The sequence below is a fragment of the Alteribacter salitolerans genome (assembly GCF_016901055.1).
Taxonomy (GTDB): domain Bacteria; phylum Bacillota; class Bacilli; order Bacillales; family Salisediminibacteriaceae; genus Alteribacter; species Alteribacter keqinensis.
Window position 1 is genome coordinate 317,664 of sequence record NZ_JAFEUX010000002.1, and the last position, 21,277, is coordinate 338,940.

At 48.2% G+C, this 21,277-nt stretch carries 21 protein-coding genes; 18 read left to right on the forward strand and 3 right to left on the reverse strand.

Going from position 1 to position 21,277, the window contains the following annotated elements; all coding sequences use genetic code 11:
* Nucleotides 1–28 precede the first annotated feature (28 nt).
* From JSY36_RS04590 to JSY36_RS04600, 3 genes are all read left to right on the forward strand, one after another.
* On the forward strand, nucleotides 29–1,048 hold the full coding sequence (locus JSY36_RS04590; protein ID WP_205165436.1) for a WD40/YVTN/BNR-like repeat-containing protein: 1,020 nt from the start codon (nucleotides 29–31) through the stop codon (nucleotides 1,046–1,048).
* Nucleotides 1,049–1,212: 164 nt separating this feature from the next.
* Nucleotides 1,213–1,794, forward strand: a complete 582-nt coding sequence (locus JSY36_RS04595) for a DUF4352 domain-containing protein (protein WP_205165437.1) — start codon at nucleotides 1,213–1,215, stop codon at nucleotides 1,792–1,794.
* Nucleotides 1,795–2,089: 295 nt separating this feature from the next.
* Entirely contained in the window at nucleotides 2,090–3,079 is a 990-nt protein-coding gene (locus JSY36_RS04600; RefSeq protein ID WP_142996803.1) for a helix-turn-helix transcriptional regulator, read from the forward strand.
* 39 nt (nucleotides 3,080–3,118) lie between these two features.
* Here JSY36_RS04600 and ytvI read toward each other — a convergent pair whose 3' ends face one another.
* Together ytvI and JSY36_RS04610 are read right to left on the reverse strand one after the other, a co-directional pair.
* The gene (gene ytvI, locus JSY36_RS04605; protein ID WP_205165438.1) at nucleotides 3,119–4,246 is read right to left on the reverse strand and encodes a sporulation integral membrane protein YtvI; all 1,128 of its coding nucleotides are present in this window, start codon (nucleotides 4,244–4,246) and stop codon (nucleotides 3,119–3,121) included.
* 548 nt (nucleotides 4,247–4,794) lie between these two features.
* Nucleotides 4,795–5,628 carry a hypothetical protein gene (locus JSY36_RS04610; protein ID WP_205165439.1) on the reverse strand — a complete coding sequence of 278 codons (834 nt, stop codon included), beginning with the start codon at nucleotides 5,626–5,628 and terminating at the stop codon, nucleotides 4,795–4,797.
* A gap of 211 nt (nucleotides 5,629–5,839) precedes the next feature.
* Here JSY36_RS04610 and JSY36_RS04615 point away from each other — a divergent pair, with 211 nt between their 5' ends.
* On the forward strand, nucleotides 5,840–6,745 hold the full coding sequence (locus tag JSY36_RS04615) for a diacylglycerol/lipid kinase family protein (protein WP_122900660.1): 906 nt from the start codon (nucleotides 5,840–5,842) through the stop codon (nucleotides 6,743–6,745).
* Nucleotides 6,746–6,820: 75 nt separating this feature from the next.
* Here JSY36_RS04615 and JSY36_RS04620 read toward each other — a convergent pair whose 3' ends face one another.
* Nucleotides 6,821–7,942, reverse strand: a complete 1,122-nt coding sequence (locus JSY36_RS04620) for a glycosyltransferase family 2 protein (RefSeq protein WP_205165440.1) — start codon at nucleotides 7,940–7,942, stop codon at nucleotides 6,821–6,823.
* A 197-nt stretch (nucleotides 7,943–8,139) separates the two neighbouring features.
* On the opposite strand from JSY36_RS04620, the gene JSY36_RS04625 reads away from it, so the two are divergent.
* The 14 genes from JSY36_RS04625 (at nucleotide 8,140) to JSY36_RS04690 (ending at nucleotide 21,231) form a co-directional block, all read left to right on the forward strand.
* On the forward strand, nucleotides 8,140–9,450 hold the full coding sequence (locus JSY36_RS04625) for an anaerobic C4-dicarboxylate transporter family protein (protein ID WP_205165441.1): 1,311 nt from the start codon (nucleotides 8,140–8,142) through the stop codon (nucleotides 9,448–9,450).
* Nucleotides 9,451–9,984: 534 nt separating this feature from the next.
* Nucleotides 9,985–10,116 carry a sporulation protein YjcZ gene (gene yjcZ / locus JSY36_RS04630; RefSeq protein ID WP_122900666.1) on the forward strand — a complete coding sequence of 44 codons (132 nt, stop codon included), beginning with the start codon at nucleotides 9,985–9,987 and terminating at the stop codon, nucleotides 10,114–10,116.
* Nucleotides 10,117–10,330: 214 nt separating this feature from the next.
* On the forward strand, nucleotides 10,331–10,999 hold the full coding sequence (locus tag JSY36_RS04635; protein WP_205165442.1) for a hypothetical protein: 669 nt from the start codon (nucleotides 10,331–10,333) through the stop codon (nucleotides 10,997–10,999).
* Between the two features lie 60 nt (nucleotides 11,000–11,059).
* Complete coding sequence (locus JSY36_RS04640) at nucleotides 11,060–11,869, forward strand: DUF2935 domain-containing protein (protein ID WP_122900670.1); 810 nt, start codon at nucleotides 11,060–11,062, stop codon at nucleotides 11,867–11,869.
* A complete protein-coding gene (locus JSY36_RS04645; RefSeq protein WP_205165443.1) occupies nucleotides 11,869–12,846 on the forward strand; it encodes a nucleoside hydrolase in 978 nt (325 codons plus the stop codon). Before JSY36_RS04640 ends, JSY36_RS04645 begins: the two co-directional genes overlap by 1 nt.
* 911 nt (nucleotides 12,847–13,757) lie before the next feature.
* Nucleotides 13,758–14,549, forward strand: coding sequence for a hypothetical protein (locus JSY36_RS04650; protein ID WP_205165444.1), 792 nt, complete (start codon nucleotides 13,758–13,760; stop codon nucleotides 14,547–14,549).
* An 18-nt stretch (nucleotides 14,550–14,567) separates the two neighbouring features.
* Entirely contained in the window at nucleotides 14,568–15,353 is a 786-nt protein-coding gene (locus JSY36_RS04655; protein WP_205165445.1) for an SAF domain-containing protein, read from the forward strand.
* Nucleotides 15,350–16,480 (forward strand): CpaE/TadZ family protein, encoded by a 1,131-nt coding sequence (locus JSY36_RS04660; RefSeq protein WP_122900677.1) that lies wholly within the window; start codon nucleotides 15,350–15,352, stop codon nucleotides 16,478–16,480. Before JSY36_RS04655 ends, JSY36_RS04660 begins: the two co-directional genes overlap by 4 nt.
* A 35-nt stretch (nucleotides 16,481–16,515) precedes the next feature.
* On the forward strand, nucleotides 16,516–17,841 hold the full coding sequence (locus tag JSY36_RS04665; RefSeq protein WP_205165446.1) for a TadA family conjugal transfer-associated ATPase: 1,326 nt from the start codon (nucleotides 16,516–16,518) through the stop codon (nucleotides 17,839–17,841).
* Nucleotides 17,838–18,770 carry a type II secretion system F family protein gene (locus JSY36_RS04670; protein WP_205165447.1) on the forward strand — a complete coding sequence of 311 codons (933 nt, stop codon included), beginning with the start codon at nucleotides 17,838–17,840 and terminating at the stop codon, nucleotides 18,768–18,770. The genes JSY36_RS04665 and JSY36_RS04670 overlap by 4 nt, the downstream gene beginning before the upstream one ends.
* Before the next feature lie 3 nt (nucleotides 18,771–18,773).
* Complete coding sequence (locus tag JSY36_RS04675; protein WP_205165448.1) at nucleotides 18,774–19,718, forward strand: type II secretion system F family protein; 945 nt, start codon at nucleotides 18,774–18,776, stop codon at nucleotides 19,716–19,718.
* A gap of 81 nt (nucleotides 19,719–19,799) precedes the next feature.
* Nucleotides 19,800–20,018 (forward strand): hypothetical protein, encoded by a 219-nt coding sequence (locus JSY36_RS04680; protein WP_205165449.1) that lies wholly within the window; start codon nucleotides 19,800–19,802, stop codon nucleotides 20,016–20,018.
* Between the two features lie 31 nt (nucleotides 20,019–20,049).
* Nucleotides 20,050–20,445 (forward strand): TadE/TadG family type IV pilus assembly protein, encoded by a 396-nt coding sequence (locus JSY36_RS04685; RefSeq protein WP_205165450.1) that lies wholly within the window; start codon nucleotides 20,050–20,052, stop codon nucleotides 20,443–20,445.
* A gap of 42 nt (nucleotides 20,446–20,487) precedes the next feature.
* Nucleotides 20,488–21,231, forward strand: coding sequence for a pilus assembly protein TadG-related protein (locus JSY36_RS04690; RefSeq protein ID WP_205165451.1), 744 nt, complete (start codon nucleotides 20,488–20,490; stop codon nucleotides 21,229–21,231).
* The last annotated feature ends 46 nt before the right edge of the window (nucleotides 21,232–21,277 follow it).

Here is a 21,277-nt window from a genome sequence, read left to right on the forward strand (position 1 = left end):
TTTCATAAACAAAGTGGAGGCGAAGCCAATGGTGAACATCTATTTTTCATCACACGGATCCATTGTACATGTAGTAGGTGAAGGGGATTCCTGGAGTGTAAACGATGTGGACCTTGAGAAGGGGGACATCCAGTCTCTCGCTGTGGATCCATACAGTGGAGCGATATTTGCAGGAACGTTTGACCACGGTTTGTACCGGTCTGAAAACGGAGGAGAGACCTTCGAGAGAATTGGAGAGGATGTTTTGCACGAACGGGTAACGGCACTTCACGTAGCTCCGCTGCAAGGTGGGGGGACGTACGGAACGTTATATGCCGGCACCGAGCCGAGTGAGTTGTACCGGTCGGCTGACGGAGGGGAAACATGGAAACGGATGCCTGCCTTAACGGAGCTGCCTTCAAAATCTGAATGGAGCTTTCCGCCACGTCCGGAAACCCACCACGTCCAAGCCATCGCAACAAACTATCATGAGCCGGGTTTGATACTCGCGGGAATTGAACTTGGCGGGGTGATGCGTTCGGTTGATAGCGGAGATACGTTTGAGGATCGCAAAGAGGGCTCCCAGTTCGACGTGCATGATATCGTCCTCCATCCGATTGAAAAAGATGTCATCTATGAAGCAGCCGGAGGAGGGTTCGCCGTAAGCCGGGATGCCGGCCGGACCTGGTCAACGGATAATCAAGGGCTCGGCGACTTTACGTATCTGGTCCAGGCAGCGACAGATCCTTCCGATCACAACGTGGTGATTGCGGCGGGAGCGGAAGGACCTGGGACGGCGTATGTGCCGGACACAGCACGGTACCGCCTGTTCAGAAAAGAAGGAACAAGCCCGTGGGAACGAATCGCTGATGGTCTTCCGGAAGAGGAGGGGACAACCGTTCCGCACCTCCTTACCCATACGGGAGAGCCGGGGGCTTTTTACGCCGTCTGTAACCGGGGTATCTACCGTTCTGCCGATCAGGGAGAAAGCTGGACCGAACTTCCCCTGGAATGGCCGCCGTTTTTACAAAAGCAACGGATCAATGCCGCTTGTATAAAGGAAATCTAAATGAAAAACCGTCTGAATCTCAGGCGGTTTTTTAGTTGTGAAATAATAGTCAGAATAAACTTTTTTTAAAAAAATCACCCCAAACATCCATTCCCCTGACAGTTTGTGTCAGTGCTGTCGTTATAGTAATAAATGTAATCACATACTGAAAGGGGAAATAAAACATGAAAAAAGTAAGAGGATTAATGGCAGGGTTATTTATTTTAGGAGTAATGGCGGCATGCGGGGAATCGACGATTGAGAACGTAGATAAAGAGGAGAGCGCAGCAGCGGCAACTGAAACAGACACAGAAGCAGTGGAGGAAGAAGCGGCGGAAACCGAGGATGTTGCCGAGGAAGAAGTGGTTGAAGAAGAAGGGCTCGGCATTGGGGACACAGTCAACTTTAACGGACTTCATGTGACGGTCAACGAGGTTCGTAAATATGAGGGGGACGGAGACTGGGAAACACCGGACAACGACTATTTCCTTATTCTTGACGTGAGCATTGAAAATACGACGGATGAAGCAGCAAACATTTCAACACTGATGCAGATGAGCCTCATGGATCCAAGCGGGTACAGCCAGGACATGGATATCTTTGTGGATACGAGAGGAAGTCTTGACGGCGAAGTGGGTGCCGGACGTACGATGGCAGGTGAAATCAGCTTTGACGTGGAAGATGCGGATTTCTTTGAATTTATTTTCGAGGATCCATTTATGAGCGGTCAGGCAATCTGGGAAATGGACAGTTCGGACTGGAACTAAAGAAACGGGGGAAGAAGCCGGGAGGGGGATCTCTCCCGGCTATTTCCATAAGGCTCTGTTAAACGTGTGTGTTGATTTACGTTCTCAGCGCGGGATGAAATACTATTAAAAATGCATTTTATTCTATCAAAAATCAGTTAAATACTGTCAAGAATACATTTAATTCTATCAAAAATGCATTTCATTCTTCCAAAGTATACATCGGGTTCAGAGCCAGCTTGCATAAAAAGGAAGTTTTTATTGAAGGAAGGTCAAGAAGAATGTAACAATAGACTTAGAAAGGACGGTGGTTTCGTTGGCACAAGTAAAGCGGCTGGAGAGAGTAGAGAGGCTTTTTTACATCCTGCAGTACCTGACCAATCATGAGTATGCAACGGCCAATGAACTTGCGGAGCACTGCAATACATCGGTGCGAAGCATTTACAGGGATATCAAAAAGCTCGTTGATCTCGGCGTAACACTGGACGTGGAAGGACAGTACGGATACAAAATGATTCACAAGCCGATTCAGTTCGGAGGACGTCTCACGAAGGAGGAGTGGATGGCGCTTACCCTTTATCCGATTTTATCTGAAGGGATCACGTCGGGAGAGCATCCCTTTCATCATTCATACCGGACAGGTCTTGAGAAAGTCATGGCTTATGTGCAGAAGGGGGACGAACTGTCAGGGGCCGGGGCAGGCCTTGGTGAGCGGATCAGGCTCCACTCCCGCCCGAAGGATCCGTCGCAGTTTAATGTGATGCCGACGATGATTCCTGCGATTGCGGCGAACCAGACCGTTGAGGTTACCTACTATGCAATTCACCGGGATAAAAAAACACAGCGCAAGCTTGATCCGTATTATTTAGTTCCGAGGGAAGGTCATTTATACGTTATTGCCTACTGTCACCTTCGGGAAGTGATGAGGGTGTTCCGGCTCAGCCGTTTCGAATCGGTAAAGCCGACGGGTGAAACGTTTAAGATTCCCCGCAGCTTTAATATTGATGAATTTCTGTCCCGTCGCTGGTCAATCATTTCCGATGATACGGAGACGACGTTTCTGGTAAGGTTTGAAAAAGAAGCGGCCCGTTATGTGCTGGAAGACGACTTTCACGTGGACACAGAAAGAATGCCGCAAAAAGACGGATCCCTTTTGCTTAGGACGACGGTAAACAGCAACGAGGAGTTCTTAAGGTGGATCCGGTCATTCGGAATGAATGCGGAGGTTCTTGAGCCAAAAGAGGTCAGGGAGCAGATGGCAGTAGAATACCGGACTCTTTTGGGAAAGTACGAAAAAGGTCGCTGACTATAACAATGACTCAGAAGGGAAGTGATCCCGTCTGAGTCATTGTTTTTCTTCTTTAAAGCCGTGCTTTACAAACTGTTTGATGTCTCCGATGACTCCAATGTCTTTTAAAATCACGATGATCACAAGGAACAACGGTCCAAGGAAAAGTCCGAACGCCCCAAACACCTGAAGACCTGCAAAGAGGGAAATGAGGACTGCCAGAGGATGAAGATTCATACTCGATGACAGGATTTTCGGCTCCAGGGACTGCCTTGCCACAAGGGTAACCCCGTAGACGATGGCAACCCCGATTCCGAGGGTAATGTCTCCTGTAATGAACAGGTAGATGGCCCAGGGGATTAAAATGGTCCCGGACCCCAGATACGGGAGAATCTCAGCAATCCCCACTACAATGGCCAGTGTAACAGCCTGTTCCACCCGGATGATGCTGAGTCCCACAAGGACGATGACACTGGTCAGAGCCATGAGGATGAGCTGGGCACGGATAAAGCCGAAGACGCGGACTCTGAATGCCCGGCCGAACAGCTTTGTTTTCTTTAAGGCAGGTGCGGAAAACACATCGTATATGTATGCCCGCATTTTTCCCCAGTCCTTACCGATAAAGTAAACCGATAAAAGAATGAAAAGAATGATGATAATTGATGACGGCACAGCGATCAGGAGCTGGCGGAGGCCGTCTGCGAGTGCCTGTCCGAACTGGCCGAGAAGCTCGCCTGCCTGCGTGCCGAGACCTGTAATGCTTTCACGAAAAGCCTGTTGCTGCTCCGGGGTAAGGGTGGCAATAATGCCGATAACCTGCTCCCAGATCGGGAGAATGGTTTCGTTAAAAAATTCCTGCATATGAACAGCTGCTGTTTCAAACCACTGTGGAGCATGTTTTGTAAACTGCTGAACACCGAAAATGGCGAGAAATACGAGACCCGTAAACACACCGGCAATGGTTGTGAGACCCACCAGTAAAGCGGTGAGTACAGCGAGGCCGTTTGGAAATCGGAGCCGTTCTCTGAGCAGCCTGATTAAAGGAAGCAGTGGCCACACAAGAAGAGCGGCGATTAAAAACGGGTATGTAAGGGATAAGAAACGGCCGGTGAGCCACAATACGCCAATTAAAACGAGAGCTGTAATCACTGCCCGTACAAAAACCCAGGCTTGTTCTTTTGTCATTCAACCATCACCTCCGATCACTATCCTATTATTTTTTCCGGAAACAACGAATCCAAAACCTGTGCTCCATAGGTTTCGACTAAAATTGATAATCTCCTGCCTTAAATCAGAGGCCACTGAAAAAGTCAAAGCCCGATAATAATGTCACCACTTTAGGGCTTTGATTGCAACATAATGTGAGTTTTAATTATTTTTTTATGTACTAAAAATCATTGTTGTTATTAAAAAGTGTTGATTGAAGAGAATGAAGCGACACTCCTGCGGGAAAAGCGAGTTCCGGGGAGACCCGGTCAAGCACGAGCGTTGCTTCATGAATAAGCTTCGAGTTGCTTCGACGTATATCCTTCGGAGCCTGGCTGGCAGAGGAAGAAGCAGCATGCTGAGGAGGCTCCCGAACCGCCCGAACCGCCCGCGGAAAGTGCAATGAGCGGAAATCAACCCCTGACTTTTCTGAGCCTGTTTAAAAGAAAATGGACTTTTTCAGTGCCCTCTAAATCATAAAAGGAGAACGCCTGAAAGTGTTACCCTCCATGCGCTCCCCGCAATCGTTATTCCTGATCTTCTTCGGTTTCGGCCTCTTCTTCTTCCTCTCCATCCGTTTCTTCAGGTGCTTCAAACGTCGTCGCTATCGCTGTGGCTTTTGCTTCGAAGTCTTCGTCAGCTGATTCTTCAGGGAACATAACAGATACGGTATATTTCCCTGTGTCGGTAATCTTGAAGAACTCATAGTTTACATAGTCATTACCACGGATGGCCTCTGACCAGCTGCCAGGTTTACTTGCATCACCTTCTGAGCGGATGTAAAAGTCAAATTCCGCCCCGGCCTGCATGTAGAAAGATTCATAGTTTTCCACATGACCGCGGTTACCGACCATGCGTTTTTCCATGTCAAGTTCCCGGTCCAGGTCGATGGCTCTTTCCATCGGGTTTCCTTCAGCGTCAAGAATTGTAGTTTCTGTCAAAGTCATCGTCAATCCGTAGAGGTCATGATCTTCATCATCAACAAGAACCTGAGCCGTAGGTGCTCCGCCTTCAAGGTCTTCAAGCTCCAGTCCTTCCGGCAGCTTTAGTTTTGCGCCGAAAGCCGTTTCGTGGACTTCAGCGTCAATCACGCTCTCTGATCCGTTTATATCGTAGGCGATCTGGTCGTCTCCGGCTGCAATAAGAGTGATTTCGCTTTCAGATGCAGCAGCCTCTTCCTGCTCACCTGACTCTTCGTCACTTTCATTTTGTCCTTCGTCATCCCCGGCTGATTCTTCCGTATCAGGACTTTCCGAACCGCCGCTGCCTGATGCGGTATCCTCTTCCTCATCTGTAGAACCGCATGCGACGAGAGCCGCAGTAAGGATCCCGGCGGTAAGCGTTTTTGCCATGATTTTCATTACTAAACATCTCCTTTTCTCTAGGTCAATATTATCAAATTATAACAATATTTAATGGATTTCGAAAGTTTTACGTTTGTTTTTAAATATGTGAAATTATCTAAATATATTTAGGTGAGCGAAATAAATAGGTTGGAAGTACCGTTGTGTGTTAAGGAACAGAGGTTTCAGGGTAAAATAAAGATACGTCTGACTAAATCGGGGTTTAACAATGTATAACAAAGTCTTACTTATTTATAATGGAAATGCGGGCCAGTCAGAAGTAGAGAGGCATATTCAGACCGTCGCAGGGGCTCTGGCAGGGAAAGTGGAAGAGCTCACATTAAAACGGACGAAACAAAAAGGTCACGCTGAAGAGATTTGCAGAGAGCGGGGAGAAGAGGTGGATCTCGTCTGTATTTTAGGCGGAGACGGAACTGTTCATGAATGCATCAACGGACTCGCTTCTTTAGCCAATCCTCCGGTCATTGCGATTCTCCCTGGAGGAACGTGCAATGATTTTTCCAGGTCCCTTGGCATTTCACAGAATATGAAACAGGCTGCAAACACCATTTTGATAGATAAAAAAGAGAAAGTGGACATTATGAAAGTCAACGATCGGTGGGTAACGAATTTTGTGGGACTTGGCCTTATTACGGATGCGTCCCAAAATATCGACCCGAACCTGAAAGGAACATTCGGCCGTCTCAGTTACTTTATCAGTGCCATCAAAACGGTCCGGGAATCAAAACCCTTCTCCTTTACGATGGAAACTTCCGACGGGGGGGAAATTCAGGACCATGCCGTCATGATTCTCGTGGCAAACGGTAACTATCTGGGGACGAATCAGCTTCCTTCCCTTCATGAAAACATGAACGACGGAAATGTAAATGTGTTTGTTCTGCGGGAAGCAGGCATGGCTGTTTTAAAGGAATTTATTCAGAATAAAGATTTGAACGAGTGGGATATGAACAACGAGGCCTTTGATTTTATGGAGGCAAATGAGCTGACCATCACGACGGACCACCCGATGGAGCTCGATATGGATGGGGAAGTTTACAATGAAACCCCTGTACGGATACGGTTGTATAAAGAGCATCTCACGTTTATTACAGGTGAGGAATATAATGAAAACTGACTGAAACCGCTGCTGGTGAGCAGCGGTTTTTTAATAGGGAAAAGATGTGATTCGCCCGCGGGATGGGATAAGCGCCTACTTTTTTTGCCTCAGCTCCTTGAGGCTGTACTTTGTCCCCCGCCATTCCACGCCGCCGTTTTTGTACGTTTTAATCATAGACCGCCACAGGCAGTAGAGAAAAACGAGGGCGCTGAAGGGAACCGTACATACATACCACCAGGGGTGGGAAAAGTACCGGCCGTTTTTTACATACATGAGCACATATAAAACCACAACAGCAGCGCTGAGCCGCTGAACAATAACGTCCGAATGAAACACGAGGATAAAAGGTGTGACATGAAAAGAAAGGACGCCCACTGTTGCAAGCAGCACAAAGCTCAGGCGGTACTGCATAAAGGCAAACAGATTTTTCTCAAGGCCGAGGCTCATGTCCTTAAGCGTTTCGTACCACTGGATGGAAATAATGCCGTTGCCGAAGCCGAGTTGCTGCTTGTATCCGGCGTCTACGATTGTTTTTCCGAGCTTAAGGTCGTCATCGGGGCGGAGGGCGATCGCTTTATGTGTACCGGCATGCTTATAAACATCGCGTTTCATTAAGTTAAACGCCCCTACGCCGGCGTGACCGGCTGCGATGAAGTTCCAGACGCCGATAATACCCCAGAACGTGTAGAAAATCCGGTAGGGAAGAGTGCCGCCTCTGTTTTCCGGGAGAAGAGCCAGGTGATCAAGGCTTTTGGTACGGGCAAAATACAGAGAGTCCGCTACAGCTTTTTCGGAAAAAAGAATATCTGCATCGGCATAAAGAAGCCAGTCGCCTCTGGATTGTTCGTACCCTTTATAGAGCGCGTGGTTTTTCCCGAGCCAGCCGGTTGGGAGCTCATGGATATGGATAACCTGAAGAGCGGGAAACTCCCCCCCGAGCCGATCGAGTATGGCGCCGGTGCGGTCGTCTGAGCGGTCGTTGACTGCAATTACTTCAAGGTTCGTATACGACTGGGCCATCAAAGAGCGGATGGTTGATTCGATCTCGGTTTCTTCATCCTTGGCCGCTATAATGACACTGACGAGTGCCTCATCGGTGCTGACGGGGTCTGGCGCTCTGGTAATAAAAGGAATCTCGCGGATCCCGCAGTACCATTGGAGACAGATCATGGTGACGAAAAGAAGCACGGTACTGGTGTAAATGAATATGATCAAAGGAATCCCCCCCCCGTTCTATTGGTGGTTTATTTTAGTTTACCACTGAAGGCTTGAAACGAATAAAAGAACGGTTCTGATGAGTGGAAATTTATGTGAAGTATTGAGCATTTTAAGTTTTTATGATAAAAAAGAAGGTACCACTTTTAACCCTTTGCTGCGGTGAAAGGACAACGAGAAGAGAAGGTGATGATGCAGTGATTTGGATTCAACTGGCTGTCGTTCTGCTTGCCATTTTTATCGGGGCAAGAATGGGCGGTGTCGGATTAGGTGTAATGGGTGGCGTGGGCCTTGGGGTTCTGACGTTCGGGTTTGGCCTGCAGCCGACAGAACCACCCATTGATGTAATGCTTATGATCGTAGCTGTCGTCACAGCTGCCGGAGCCCTGCAGGCGGCCGGGGGAATGGACTATTTAGTGACGGTGGCTGAAAAAATACTTAGAAAAAATCCACAACGGATTACGTTTATGGCCCCGGTGACCACGTATTTGTTTACGTTTTTTGCCGGGACAGGCCATGTAGCTTATACACTGCTTCCGGTTATAGCGGAGGTGAGTCAGGAGTCGAAGGTAAGGCCGGAGCGCCCTATGTCTGTGGCGGTGATCGCGTCCCAGCAGGCGATTACGGCGAGTCCGATTTCGGCTGCAACGGTGGCGCTCCTGGCATTACTCGCCCCCTTTGATGTAACCCTTCTTCAGATTTTAGGCGTCACAATTCCGGCAACGTTTCTCGGGATTATGACGGCGGCTTTTGTGGTGAGTAAAAAAGGGGCGGAGCTTGAGGAAGATCCGGAATACAAACGCCGGCTGGAAAGAGGGCTCGAGCCAATCCGGGAGGCGCGAGCGAAGATTGTAGTAACAGCACAGGCGAAGTTTGCTGTCGGGCTGTTTCTGTTTGCTTCTATATTCATTGTGATTCTCGGAAGCTTTCCGGAGTTAAGACCGGCATGGGAAACGGGTGGCGGTGTTGAAGAGCTGTCCATGCCGTATGCGATTCAGATCATTATGCTTTCGGTAGCGGCAGTGATTATTTTGTTCTGCAAAGCGGATGTGGGAAAAATTGCGTCCGGAAGCGTGTTCCGGGCAGGGATTGTGGCAGTGGTGGCAATCTTTGGTATTGCCTGGATGGGAGATACGTTCTTCCAGGGAAACAGCGAAGCGATTGAGTCATCGATGCAGGGTCTTGTGACAGCAGCACCATGGCTTTTTGCGGCTGCCTTGTTTGTCTTATCGATTCTGCTTAACAGTCAGGCTGCAACGGTGACAGCGCTGGTGCCATTGGGACTGAGTCTTGGCATTAATCCATTCTTCTTAATTGCCATGTTCCCGGCGGTGAACGGGTATTTCTTTATTCCAAACTACGGGCCGATTATTGCGGCGATTAACTTTGACCGCACAGGGACGACGAAAATCGGGAAGTATGTGCTGAACCACAGCTTTATGATTCCGGGGCTTGTAACGACGGTAACGGCTGTGGCACTCGGGTTTTTGTTTATTTTGTTTTTGTAGGACTGCTATTAAGTCATCGGTTTTCTAAGCTTCGTTGAACGGAATACGCTCCCTTTCCGCGGACTCGCGCTGAGCCTGTCTCGCACTTCCGCAGGAGTGTCGCTTATTCCGTTCAACTACGCACAATACGCTGAACCAGAAATGTTAGGTTTGCCAGAAAAGACCGCATGCCTATCTTCCTGCGCGATGGTGTGAATGAGTTGGAATGGGTGTCTGTTTTTGTAGAAGACTATGTTAACTGCCTGTTTTGATTTACTGATTAGGGTTTCAGAAGCTCCAGGCGGACGCTTTCCGCGGGCACCGCTTCAGCCTCAAAATCACCCTGCGGAAGTGAGGAGGCTCACCGGTACCTCCGCGGAAAGCGATGGACGTTCGAGGTTCATCATGCTTCATTTTAATGGGATTCGATATTCGCCGCTTAACTTGCATGTAAGGTTGTTTGTCTATTTTCAGATAAACCGTTATAACAGCCTGCCCTTCTTATTAAGCTTATACATATTCTGTATGGAGCTTATGGAAAAGGAGGGAAATGGAATGAGTAAATCACATGGTGCTTCTTTTATCCTTGTCATTTTTGTACTTCTAGTGATCATCGGCTGTGCTTGCTACAACGGCGGTCAGGTTGGAGGAGCTTCCTACGGCTACGGCTGCGGCTGTGGCTGGTAAAAAAAAATGAACCTGGCAGAGGAAATGGCGGACGCACGTTGCTGCTTCCTCCGGACCGGGTGTGAATTATAGTGAAGGTTGTCTGCATCTGTTGCAGGCAGCCTTTTTTTGTCGGGTATGAATTGTGACAATCTCTCCTATTTTTTTACGAAGGAGATGCGCGCCGGAAAGTTGAATGGTGTAGTACCAATCAACCGGGGGAGGGTGCAATCATATGGCGGGGTTTATGAAAAAGAATGGTGTGTGGGCAATTTGTTTTGTAGTGTTTTGTATTGTCGTCGCTGTTATGACGTTTTATTCGCCTGAAGAACGGGATGCCGCTGCGAATGAGGAGGAAAAGGAACAGACAAAAGATGTTGAAGAAGAGGCTGTGGAAGAGGAAAAAGATGAGAGTGAGGAGCGTTCCCACGGACAGCCTGAGAGTGAAGAGAGTGAAGAAGGCGAAGGTGCAGCGGTGGAGGATGAGGCAGGGGAAATTGAGGCTGTCGCTTATGAACCGGGGATGGAACAAAACACAAAGCTGACGCTGGGGATGGCCCATGAGTATCTGAATGAGCTTACGGGCTGGGGGCGTTTGAAGGATATTGATGTGACGATGCTTTCCCGGGATGCTGACTGGGTGCGCCTAAAAGGTCAGCTGGACTATTTATATGAGAGTTTCGGTGCTTCGAAGGCGAAGGAGGACGTGAGGACAGCGCTTATGCTTGCCGAAGTGGCGGAGGTCAGTGGAGACAGGGAGGCTTTGCGTTTTTTACACAGGGTGGTTCATGACCTTGATGTGAATATTAATGAGGCGGATGGGGATCACTGGGGGATTACGGAGGCGTTTGGGTATGAGGGGCAGTCGGAGAGTGTGAAGCGGTATTTGGAAGGGTTTGAGTAGGGGCACATACCTTTTTATTTTCATGAATAGGGTAGATTGTGGAGTATTCATGGAAGGGGGATGTGTTTCTTGTTTGATGAGACAGCACGGTTTGAGCATGGCTTCTGGCTGCAGGTAATGGGTGATCATGCGCGGTTTCTCATGGATTCGCTGCCGGTTAGTGAGATGGAAGATGTGGAGATTACGAAGGAATACCGGGCGGAGTATGATCGGCTGCTGCAGGAAGTGAGGAACGGGGTCGGTGACTTCCGTTCATTTACGAAAGGTGTGGAGCGGCTGACGGACCAGTTTCGAAGCTTTAAGCTCTCGATTATTGGAAGGCAGTTGAATGGGGAGATTCGCATTCATTTGCCGCCGACATTTATTAATCATATGGTTAACGAGCTTGAGGAGTATCAGCTGGTGATGTCGTATCTGGCTAAGGGTGAGAAGCCGCCTGTTTTTCATGAGCTGCATCACCACCTTGTCTGGCTCCTGGATGCGGCGGGGCATGCGTCAGGCATATCCGGAAGCTTGGATATGGTGGAGAAGCAGATGCAGGAGAAGGGCAATGAGTTTGTAAAGGGGTTTGAGGATTTTTATGTGAAGGCTGTGGAGTTGAGCGGGTATCTGCGGGCGAATGTGGATTCGTTTCCTGCCCTGCGGCGGTTTAATGATGATGTGCGGCTGAAGATCGAGCTGTTCAAAGGGTTTTTGCATGAGATTGAGGAAATGGAGCTGTCTGATGAGCTGTTGAGTACGTTTTCACCTCTGATGGCTGATCATATGGCAAGAGAAGAGTGCTACTATCTGATGAAAGTGGCTGAGGCGGGTGGGCAGGAAGCGCCCGGGTGTGATCCGTCTGAGCCGAGACTTCAGGATGAGATGTGATGAAGGGGAGAGTGCATCAGGAAAAAAAGAAGGTGCTTCTTTTTTGCGATCCGGGGATTGATGATGCGGTTGCGATTTTTTACGCGGTGATGCATCCGCAGATTGAGCTTGTGGGGATTGTGGCTGATTACGGAAATACGACGCGGGAAAATGCGGTACGGAACGTAGTGTATCTTCTTGAGCTGCTGCATGTGGAGAATGTGCCGGTGTTTGCCGGGGCCGAGGGACCGCTGACGGGGAAAGAAGTGCAGGAACAGCCGGATATTCACGGGGAATTCGGGCTTGGGACGATCAATGTGCCGGAGGAAGTTGATGTGGAGCCGTTTGAGAATTTCTTTGACGTGATTGATGTTATTAAGAATTACCGAGATGAAGTGGTGATCGTGACAACGGGCCGGCTTACGTCTCTTGCGGCTCTTTGTACATTTTATCCGATGCTGATGCATAGGGTTGTTTCTGAGTATGTGGTGATGGGCGGTGCGTTTTTCGTGCCGGGCAATATTACGCCTCTGGCTGAGGCGAATATCTATGAGGATCCGATTGCGGCGAAGCTTGTGATCGGGAAGGCGTCGATGATCACGATTGTCCCTTTGAATGTGACCGATCAGCTTTTGGTACCTATGAAAGTGATCCGGGAGATTGCGTTTGATAACGGGTATGTGATTTTTGAGGCGCTGGTGGATTATTACTATGATTTTTATGAAGCGGCGACGGTGGATGAGCTCCTGGGTACTCCGTTGCATGATGTGGTGGCATTGAGCGTACTTGTAAATCCAGAGTTTTACGAGTTTGTCGATTACCGGGTTTTTGTAGAATCGTCTGACACATCCACTGCGGGTGTGACGTTTCCTGATCTCAGGCGTTTGGAGGAGCTGAAGCCGGGTCCTGTGCACCGGGTCGCGGTGGAGGCAGATGAACACGCATTTCTAAACGATTTTGTAAGGATATTGTCCCGGAAGAAAGATGTGGATATGTAAAAAGTGATGGGTTTCTTTTATGGAAGGGTCTTTTTACGTACGGTGTTGATTTTTGTTGCTGTACTCTCTTTCCGCGGTGGGCGGTTCGGGAGCCTCCTCAGCGCTTTACGCTTAAGGTGTCTCCCCGGAACTCGCATTTCCCGCAGGAGTGTTTCACATCCGCTCTAATCAACCATTTAAATAGAAAGGGCGGCACGAGCGTTCGACAAGAGCGCACGTGCCGCCCTTTTCCGCATTTTTACACAATTGTTCGGGGGTCTGTCCCCCGAACTTTTCGACAGAAAGAAGGGGGGACTTTTGATATGTGATGGGTGATGGATAAATATTACTGTCATTTCGGTAAAAGGAGAAAAAAAGGTAAAATGGTAAGGTTTGTAAAGCTTTTGGGTGGGGTAATGAAAGAAGGTAAATAGCCACTGATGTTAATATAGTGACCTTTAATTAGGTTTTTATATCCGGTTATATAGACTTAACAGGTGCGTAAAATGTCGAAAAAATAGTCGGTTAGAACTGCGTGAGAGGAAAATGCGATGATAGTAAAGGGTGGAGGAGGAGGGGATGAAGCTTTGCGGTGGTTGAAAGACAGCGTTTTACTCTTAGTAGGAAAGTTTACATATAAAACTTAGAGTTCCAAAGGAGGGTTGAGTCAATAGTACTTGTTTAATGAAAAGTGTATAAGATTGCAATACTCCCCGGTGTGTTTTTTTTACAGAATTCATTAGTCATAAAGACCTAAAACGATTTCACCCGTGATTTGGCAACTGGGTATACGTGTGGTAAACATAGTAAATAGAATTCACCATTCGGACACATTTTCTGACGGTGAAGGGCGAAATGCAGGTTTGGCCCGGGTCGATGGAAATGAACCAGGTTTATTGAAATATTACTAGGTACAAAGGAAGGGCAATCCTATGAAACTTGTAATTGATGAAAGTATCGGTATTACAAAGGAAGCGGCAGATGAGCGGTATGGTCCTGAGGCAGCCGTGATCAAGGACACGCGGGTCTCTTCCAAAAAGGACCAGCATTTAACTGACTATTTAAAGGAAACGGAGCCCGGATTCTTGAGAAAAGGGGTCAAGACGATTCCTTATTCCCTTCAGGAGGAAGTAGCCTGGTTCCAGTCGGTGTCAGAGGAAGGCGGGCCGGTCGTATATTTCTACGATGAGCAGTACACGGCAAGTGATGTGATTCTGCGGGTTCGAAACTGGCTTTTACCTGAAACGTCTTTACATCCGGTCCCGGTGGGCAGCCTTTCAGGAGCCGCAGAGGTACTGTTCCTGATTGAAGAACTCCTTAAACATAAGGACGGGCTCACAGACTATGAGAACCTCAGTCATTTTACCGATGAACGGCAGACTGGCAGCACTGTGTGGGTGATCACTACACCGAAGGCCAAGCCGTTACTGGAGAAAAAAAAGAGGTTCTCTATATATAAGAAAAAAGAGATCACAGAGTATTCTCTCATAAAAGTCCACGGTCAGACCGTGAAGACTGCTTTAAAGGGGCCCTTGGACAAGCTCGTGGAAGCTGTTCTAAAAGAGGGGGAGAACTGGCTTGTGATTCGAAAAGGATTGGATCAGGAGCTTGATCTTCAAGGAAAAGGCGAAGAGGTTACATTATCCGAACAAACATTGCCGGTAAATATTCCTTATATTCAATTTGTTCAGACTGCACCAGCAAAAGTACTCACATACACTTAAAGACGGAGTTGACGCTTTATGATAGACGCGAAACGAAAGGCCGCCATCTTTTTAACCATCGCTTTTGTCCTTGCGGTTGTAACAAGCATTCTGATTCTTAGCCAGATCAGGGCAGCCCAGGATTCCCTCGGGGAACGGACACAGGTGGCTGTAGCCGCAACAGATATTCAGACGTATACGGAAATTACGGAAGACATGATCGAATGGGTGGAGATTCCCCAGGTTGAAAACCTCGGCTCATTTGTCCGGGACGCAAGTGAAATTGAAGGCACTATTGCCATAGTAAATATGCAGCGGGGAGATCTTCTTACAAGTAACGTTCTCCGGGCGGGGGCAGACATCCCTGAAGACCACCGGATCGTCTGGATGAATGCGACGAGTAACGTAGTCATGGATCAGCCTGTAGCGTCAGGCGATACGGTCGATATTATCGTCACCTATGACGCTGATGAGGAGTTTACGACAACGCGTCTCTTTGAAAACGTCACTGTAGTCCAGCGTGAAGAAGGCGGCGAAGGCATGAGCGATATTAAAGTGTCCATGCCTTTGACTGACGCGGAGCGCTTTATCCATCATCAGAATACAGCAGACTCCATTCGAATCCTTCTTGCCAACCAGGTTCAGCAGTCCGGTATAGAGGACGAGCAGGAGGAAGCTCCGGAAGACGAGCCTGTGGAAGAAGAGCAGGTGGAGGAGGAACCAGAGGAGGAAGAAGAGCCTGAGGAAGAGCCTGAAGACGAAGAAGAGGATGACGAAGACGACGAAGAAGAAGATGACGAAAACGAAGACGAGGATGACGAATGATGAACACATTGCGTGCGTTAATCATATCACCTGATAAAGAGCTTACAGAAAATCTGGAGGGGGCGCTTTCGGAGGCTTCGTTCACGGTGGTTAAAGAAGAAGAATTGAAAGACGAGAGTCTCCAGCAAGGCTACGCTGTCGCTTTTATAGATGATGTGTTTTTAAAAGAACAAAGCTCCCTCTGGACACCGCCGAATATGTATGTGGTCGCTGTTGCCAAGGAACGAAACTTTGACGCGGTAAGAGCGTATATGAAGCTCGGGGTATATGACGTGATTGTGGAAGAAGAGGAATCGGACCGACTGAAAGACCTCGTCCATCACTTGAAGGAAAAGGTGGAACGGGGCGAGTTTTCCGCAGCAACGGCCGATTCTTATCAGGCCCAGGGGAAAGTGCTGAGTTTTTACAGCTCAAAAGGCGGATCAGGAAAAACCCTCCTGTCAACGATGACTGCCCAATGTTTAAAAGGCAAGCATAAGAAGGATGTTGTCATCATCGATTTAAATGCCCAGTTCGGCGGGCTGGATGTGACTTTCGGTCTTGAGCATAACCGCTCGTACTATGACTTGAAACCTGTCCTTGACGAACTTGCGATTCACCATATTCAGAATGTTGCCATTACCCATGAACAGACGGGGATTGATGTCATTTTGGGACCGTCGAACCCGGAACAGGCGGAAGAAGTGGAAGATGAGCTCATCAGCCGGATGATCCGCGTATGTAAGGAACATTACGACTACGTGATTGTGGACATGCCAAGCGGTGTGTCAGCACTCAGTTTTATGGGTCTGAACGAGGCATCCCACATCTATTATGTGCTGAATCCTGACAGTATGAGTCTCAGGGTATTGAAGCACACACTCACCTTGTTTGACCGCTTCCAGCTGGGGAAAAAACAGGGGCTCTCCCTCATTTTAAACCGGACGGATAAAAAGGACGAAATGACCGAAGCGGATGTGAAAAAAATTATCGAAGTGCCTGTCGGGGGAGTCATCCGGTCTGATTATTTCGGACTTCAGCCATTGTTAAATATGGGGATGCCGTTCTTTTTAGGCAACGGAAAAAAAGCGAAAACGAAAGTAACGAAAGATGTGGAGCGCTTTGTAGAAAAGAGCGTCGTTTCATAAAGTAGCATATTCTCAGTGGAAAGCAGGTGAGACACATGTCCTGGATGCAAAGAGTGAATACAACAGCTACAAAAGAGCCGGTCAACGTGCAGGACCAGGAGGTGGACCGCTGGGTTCGGCATTATAAAGCCCGCCTGATTAAAGAAGCGGATCTTGAGTCGATAACGAAGCTGGATGCCAATGAGCGGAAGCAGACGATCGAACGCCTTGTTTCAAAGATGATTGAGGAAGAGAGGGTGATCATTCCGTCCCAGGTGATGCAGGAAATCATCCGGCAGATGATCAACGAAAGCGTGGGGTACGGACCTCTTGAAGCCCTCCTTGAACAGCCTGATATTACGGAGATCATGGTGAACAGCCCGAAAGACGTGTTTATTGAGCGGCGCGGAAGGCTTGAAAAGACCTCGGTACGCTTTAAGGACAAAGAACATATCCGCCATATCATTGACCGCATCATTGCCCCGATCGGGCGCCGGGTCGATGAGAGTTCTCCAATGGTGGATGCCAGGCTTACAGACGGAAGCCGGGTAAATGCGGCCATTCCGCCGATCAGCCTTGACGGACCGGTTATATCCATACGGAAGTTTAAAGCAGATCCATTCTCCATGGACGAGCTGATTGGATTCGGCTCCTTCCACGAAACGATGGGTGAATTTCTCCGTGCACTGGTAAAAGCAAAGTGCAACATGCTCGTATCCGGAGGCACCGGGAGCGGGAAGACGACCCTCCTGAACGTGTTAAGTGCATCGATTCCTAAAGGGGAACGAATCGTGACGATCGAGGATATGGCGGAACTCCGGTTTGATTACGACAACCTCGTACGCCTGGAAGCGCGGCCTGCGAACATGGAAGGAAGCGGGGAGATCGCTATTCGCCACCTTGTGAAAAACGCCCTCCGGATGAGGCCGGACCGGATTATCGTCGGTGAGGTACGTGGTACGGAAGCATTGGACATGCTTCAGGCCATGAACACCGGTCACGAAGGGTCACTCACAACGGTTCACGCCAATACGCCAAAGGATGCCCTCGGCCGTCTGGAAGCGATGGTGATTATGTCGGGACTGCCTTTGACCGTCGATGTGATCCGGGGCTACTTTGTCGGAGCCCTTGACCTGATCGTACAAAGCGAGCGGCTGCCGGATGGACAGCGAAAGCTCGTGAATATATCCGAAATCATTGAAGAAGACGGGAAAGTCCTGATCAAAGATGTGTTTCGCTATAAACGTGTCGGATTGGATGATGAGGGCAACGTCCTCGGACATTTCGAAGCCACAGGATACGTACCGAAAGCCTATCAAAAAATAAAGGCCTTCGGAATCGACCTTACGCCGGACATCTTCAAAGAAGGTGAGCTCACATGAATGCAGCCGTGATCTCCTTAAGCGCCACGTTTTTCGCCTTTTTCACAGCCTTTTACTTTTACTGGGAAAGCAAGCAGGCAAAACGGGCGCAAAAACGGGCAAGAGTCTGGTTTGAAGCGGAAGATGAACAGAAGCGAAAGAGTTTTATCTACCTGTTTGGTGATAAATATGACGAGTCGGAGCTTTCGGATAACCTTCAGGAAAAGCTTGCACATGCGAATATGTCCATGAAAGCGTCGGAGTATGCGGCGGTATGTATCCTCCTTTTTGCTGTTCTGTGGTTCTTACATCATTTTCTGCTGCAGCTCCTCTTTCCCCTTGATGTGGTACTTGCTTATTTTCTCGTCTGGGGTGGATCGAAACTCTTTCTTAATTCAAAAAAGAACAAACGCTCCAATGAATTTAATAAGCAGCTGCCGGAAATCTGCCGGATGATGAGTAACACTGTTAAAGCCGGAATGACGCTCCACCAGGGAATCGACATTGTAGCAAAAGAGCTGCCGGCTCCCGCTGGTCTGGAATTTAGGGAAATGAACCAGGAGCTGAATCTGGGTGGAAACTTTGATGAAGTGATGAATGGTCTTACACACAAAATTGCCAGTGAAGAGTTGAAGATCTTCGTTAATACAATTTCGATCCAGCGAAGGGTCGGAGGAAACCTGGCAGAGGTTCTCGGAATCATGGCTGGAACGCTCGAGGAGCGGGAGAGAGTAAACAAAGAGATCAATACGCTAACAGCAGAGGCGCGGACGATTGCAATTATGCTTCCTGCGCTTCCGGTGGTCATGGCACTGATGATGAATTTTATTATTCCGGGATTTTTAAACCCTCTGTTTACCCCGCTGGGATTGATTCTCCTTGCTGTATTCATAGTATTCCAGCTCGTTGCAGTAGGGATTATACGTCAGATTACAAAGATTAGGGTGTAGCGTATGAATGAAGGATTTATGTCAGTTGTAACGATGTTAAATGCCATTGTGCTCCTCTTACTCCTTATTTCATTTGTGTTTATCTGGCTGTATGTGGCAAAAAAACAGAAGCTCATCCGTTACGTAGGCGAGTCGAAGCAAAAGAAAAAGAAGAAGCGGTCCTTGAAAGAGAAGCTTTGGGAGCCGGTCTTAAAAGGCAGTCATTATGTAGGTCCCACAGCGGTTAAATATCCATTGTTTGTAAATAAAGAAAGAGATGAAAAACAGCTCACGTACGCCGGTCACCCAATGGGACTGACATTGGAAGGCTTTTACGGCATGCGCTACCTCCTCGGGTTTGGAAGTTTACTCGTTTTCTGGATCTACAATATGCTGGGCATGCCTTTTGGGCTTATTCTCATGCTGCTCATGCCAATTGCAGGTTTTCTCTTTCCTAACATCTGGATTCGCCTGAGAGCTAAAGAAAGACAGGAAATTATCAGTGCCACCATGCCGGATTTTATGGATACGGTGAGTATTTCTCTTCGAGCCGGTGCTTCCCTGGATGGGGCATTGAGGCAGGTATCCGAACGTATGGATGGTCCGTTGAGTGAAGAGATTAGCAGATTTACCCGGGAGACAAGCCTGGGGGTCCCGAGAAAGACGGCATTTGGCCAACTTTTGGAACGGAATACGTCAAAGGAGCTGGAGAGTCTTGTAACCTCTCTCGTACAGGGGGAAGAGCTCGGGGTTCCAATCTCACAGACATTTAACGTCCAGGCCAGTGATTTAAGGCATACAAGAGGGTTTAAAGCGAAGGAGAAGGCGGCTAAAGCAAGTCCGCAGATCACGCTGGTAACGACCTTCCTTGTAGCTCCTTCTGTCCTTCTTCTTGTTGTTGGACTGATGGTGCTGAACCTGATTTATAATCCGGGGGCATTCGGGCTTGATATTTTCTTTGGTTCATAGATGGGCAGCAGTCCCATTTTATGATAGATCATCGTTGTCAATAAGTTTTAGACTATAAAAATTTTAAAAGGAGAGATTTACATGTTAACAAAATTGTATGTGAAAGCAGATACGAAGCTGAATGAGGTTAAAAACACACTGGAAGAAGAGCGCGGAGCTCTGTCCCTTGAGTGGGTAGCGCTTGGCCTTCTCGTTATCGTTGTTATCTCAGGGGTTATGATGGCATTCAGCGACGATCAAACATTTGGTAATGCCATTCGAGCAAGACTTACAGAATTCATCAACCAGATTGGCCAGTAACAGCCTGAACAGGTAAAGAGGAGGAATACCAATGAGAAAACATTTTAAAAGACTGAGAAAAAACCAAAAAGGATCCCAGACACTTGAGTTTGTAGCTGTGTTTCCGTTGATTATCTTTGCCTTCCTCTTTATCTGGCAGATGGCGTTAGTCTCTTATGCCATTGTCGTTACCGAAGCAGCTGCCCGGGATGGTGCCCGGGCGGCATCGGTGGACGGCGATTATGTACAGGCTGTTCAGTCATCGGCTGTCGGTCTTGATATCGTAGGTACACCAGGGCGGTCTATTTCTGAGTCATCTTACGGCCAGGAGGTTACGGTTACTGTCGTCACAAAGGTTCCGATGGTTCAGATGCCATTCGTTCGTAACCTTGACCAGAACGTCACCTCTACGGCAACGATGCCGTATGAAGTGGACGAGGATGACTGATAAATAGACGGAAAAGCGAGTATGGGAAAAGGAGGGCATCGTGTGAAAAAGGTTTTGAAAGAAGAGCGGGGCAGTACGTTACTTGTGATTGTCGGTGTTTTAATGATTGCTATTTTCCTTAGTTTTATCTTTTTTGATATGTTTACGACGTTTGCCAATAAGCGGGTCAGTCAAACCAGCGCCGATGCCGGGGCTATTGCAGCCGCCAACCAGATTCGTGATGCGTATGAAGAAGAGCTCACTGATGAAATTCTGTCCAGATTTGATGACCTGGCCGATGATATAGGAGATGAGCTGGACGATCGTCTGGAAGAGCTTCTTGACGCCAGGGATGAAGATGAGGAAGAAGACGAAGAAGAAATTGATGAAGATGACCTTCTCGATGAGATTTACGATGATTGGGAGATTCCGGACTCCATTCTTGAACGCCTGAAGGATCCTACCGCCGAAATTGATGTAGTAGATGCCATCCTTTACTTTTTTGAAGGAGACCATGGAGACGTAACAGCGATCATGTGCCGGGGGATCCAGCAGAGATGGGGAAGTATTGAAGAGGCAGCCACTTATTTTGCTGAAAAGAACGGGGCAGTTAACGAAGGCCCGGATGATGTTATCGTTCGTTTTCCCTATAACAACGAAATGCGGGTACAAGTATATGCCAAAAGAAACCCGTCTTATGTAACTGTAAGCAGCGAAGACCTTTCAAACAATGACCTGTATGCACAGGCAGCTGCAAACGTCGAATCCATCCCGGGCTTCCAGTTTGTTGTAGGAAGGTGTCAGTAGGAATCAGTACCAAAGTCTGTCTGTTAGAAGGTAAAAAAGGAGTGTA

Bases quoted from the DNA above. Each gene is read 5' to 3' on its own strand.
- JSY36_RS04590 (WP_205165436.1), top strand. From the start codon at position 29: ATGGTGAACATCTATTTTTCATCACACGGATCCATTGTACATGTAGTA.
- JSY36_RS04595 (WP_205165437.1), top strand. From the start codon at position 1,213: ATGAAAAAAGTAAGAGGATTAATGGCAGGGTTATTTATTTTAGGAGTA.
- ytvI (WP_205165438.1), bottom strand. From the start codon at position 4,246: ATGACAAAAGAACAAGCCTGGGTTTTTGTACGGGCAGTGATTACAGCT.
- JSY36_RS04610 (WP_205165439.1), bottom strand. From the start codon at position 5,628: ATGAAAATCATGGCAAAAACGCTTACCGCCGGGATCCTTACTGCGGCT.
- JSY36_RS04615 (WP_122900660.1), top strand. From the start codon at position 5,840: ATGTATAACAAAGTCTTACTTATTTATAATGGAAATGCGGGCCAGTCA.
- yjcZ (WP_122900666.1), top strand. From the start codon at position 9,985: ATGAGTAAATCACATGGTGCTTCTTTTATCCTTGTCATTTTTGTACTT.
- JSY36_RS04635 (WP_205165442.1), top strand. From the start codon at position 10,331: ATGGCGGGGTTTATGAAAAAGAATGGTGTGTGGGCAATTTGTTTTGTA.
- JSY36_RS04640 (WP_122900670.1), top strand. From the start codon at position 11,060: ATGTGTTTCTTGTTTGATGAGACAGCACGGTTTGAGCATGGCTTCTGG.
- JSY36_RS04645 (WP_205165443.1), top strand. From the start codon at position 11,869: ATGAAGGGGAGAGTGCATCAGGAAAAAAAGAAGGTGCTTCTTTTTTGC.
- JSY36_RS04650 (WP_205165444.1), top strand. From the start codon at position 13,758: ATGAAACTTGTAATTGATGAAAGTATCGGTATTACAAAGGAAGCGGCA.
- JSY36_RS04655 (WP_205165445.1), top strand. From the start codon at position 14,568: ATGATAGACGCGAAACGAAAGGCCGCCATCTTTTTAACCATCGCTTTT.
- JSY36_RS04660 (WP_122900677.1), top strand. From the start codon at position 15,350: ATGATGAACACATTGCGTGCGTTAATCATATCACCTGATAAAGAGCTT.
- JSY36_RS04665 (WP_205165446.1), top strand. From the start codon at position 16,516: ATGTCCTGGATGCAAAGAGTGAATACAACAGCTACAAAAGAGCCGGTC.
- JSY36_RS04670 (WP_205165447.1), top strand. From the start codon at position 17,838: ATGAATGCAGCCGTGATCTCCTTAAGCGCCACGTTTTTCGCCTTTTTC.
- JSY36_RS04675 (WP_205165448.1), top strand. From the start codon at position 18,774: ATGAATGAAGGATTTATGTCAGTTGTAACGATGTTAAATGCCATTGTG.
- JSY36_RS04680 (WP_205165449.1), top strand. From the start codon at position 19,800: ATGTTAACAAAATTGTATGTGAAAGCAGATACGAAGCTGAATGAGGTT.
- JSY36_RS04685 (WP_205165450.1), top strand. From the start codon at position 20,050: ATGAGAAAACATTTTAAAAGACTGAGAAAAAACCAAAAAGGATCCCAG.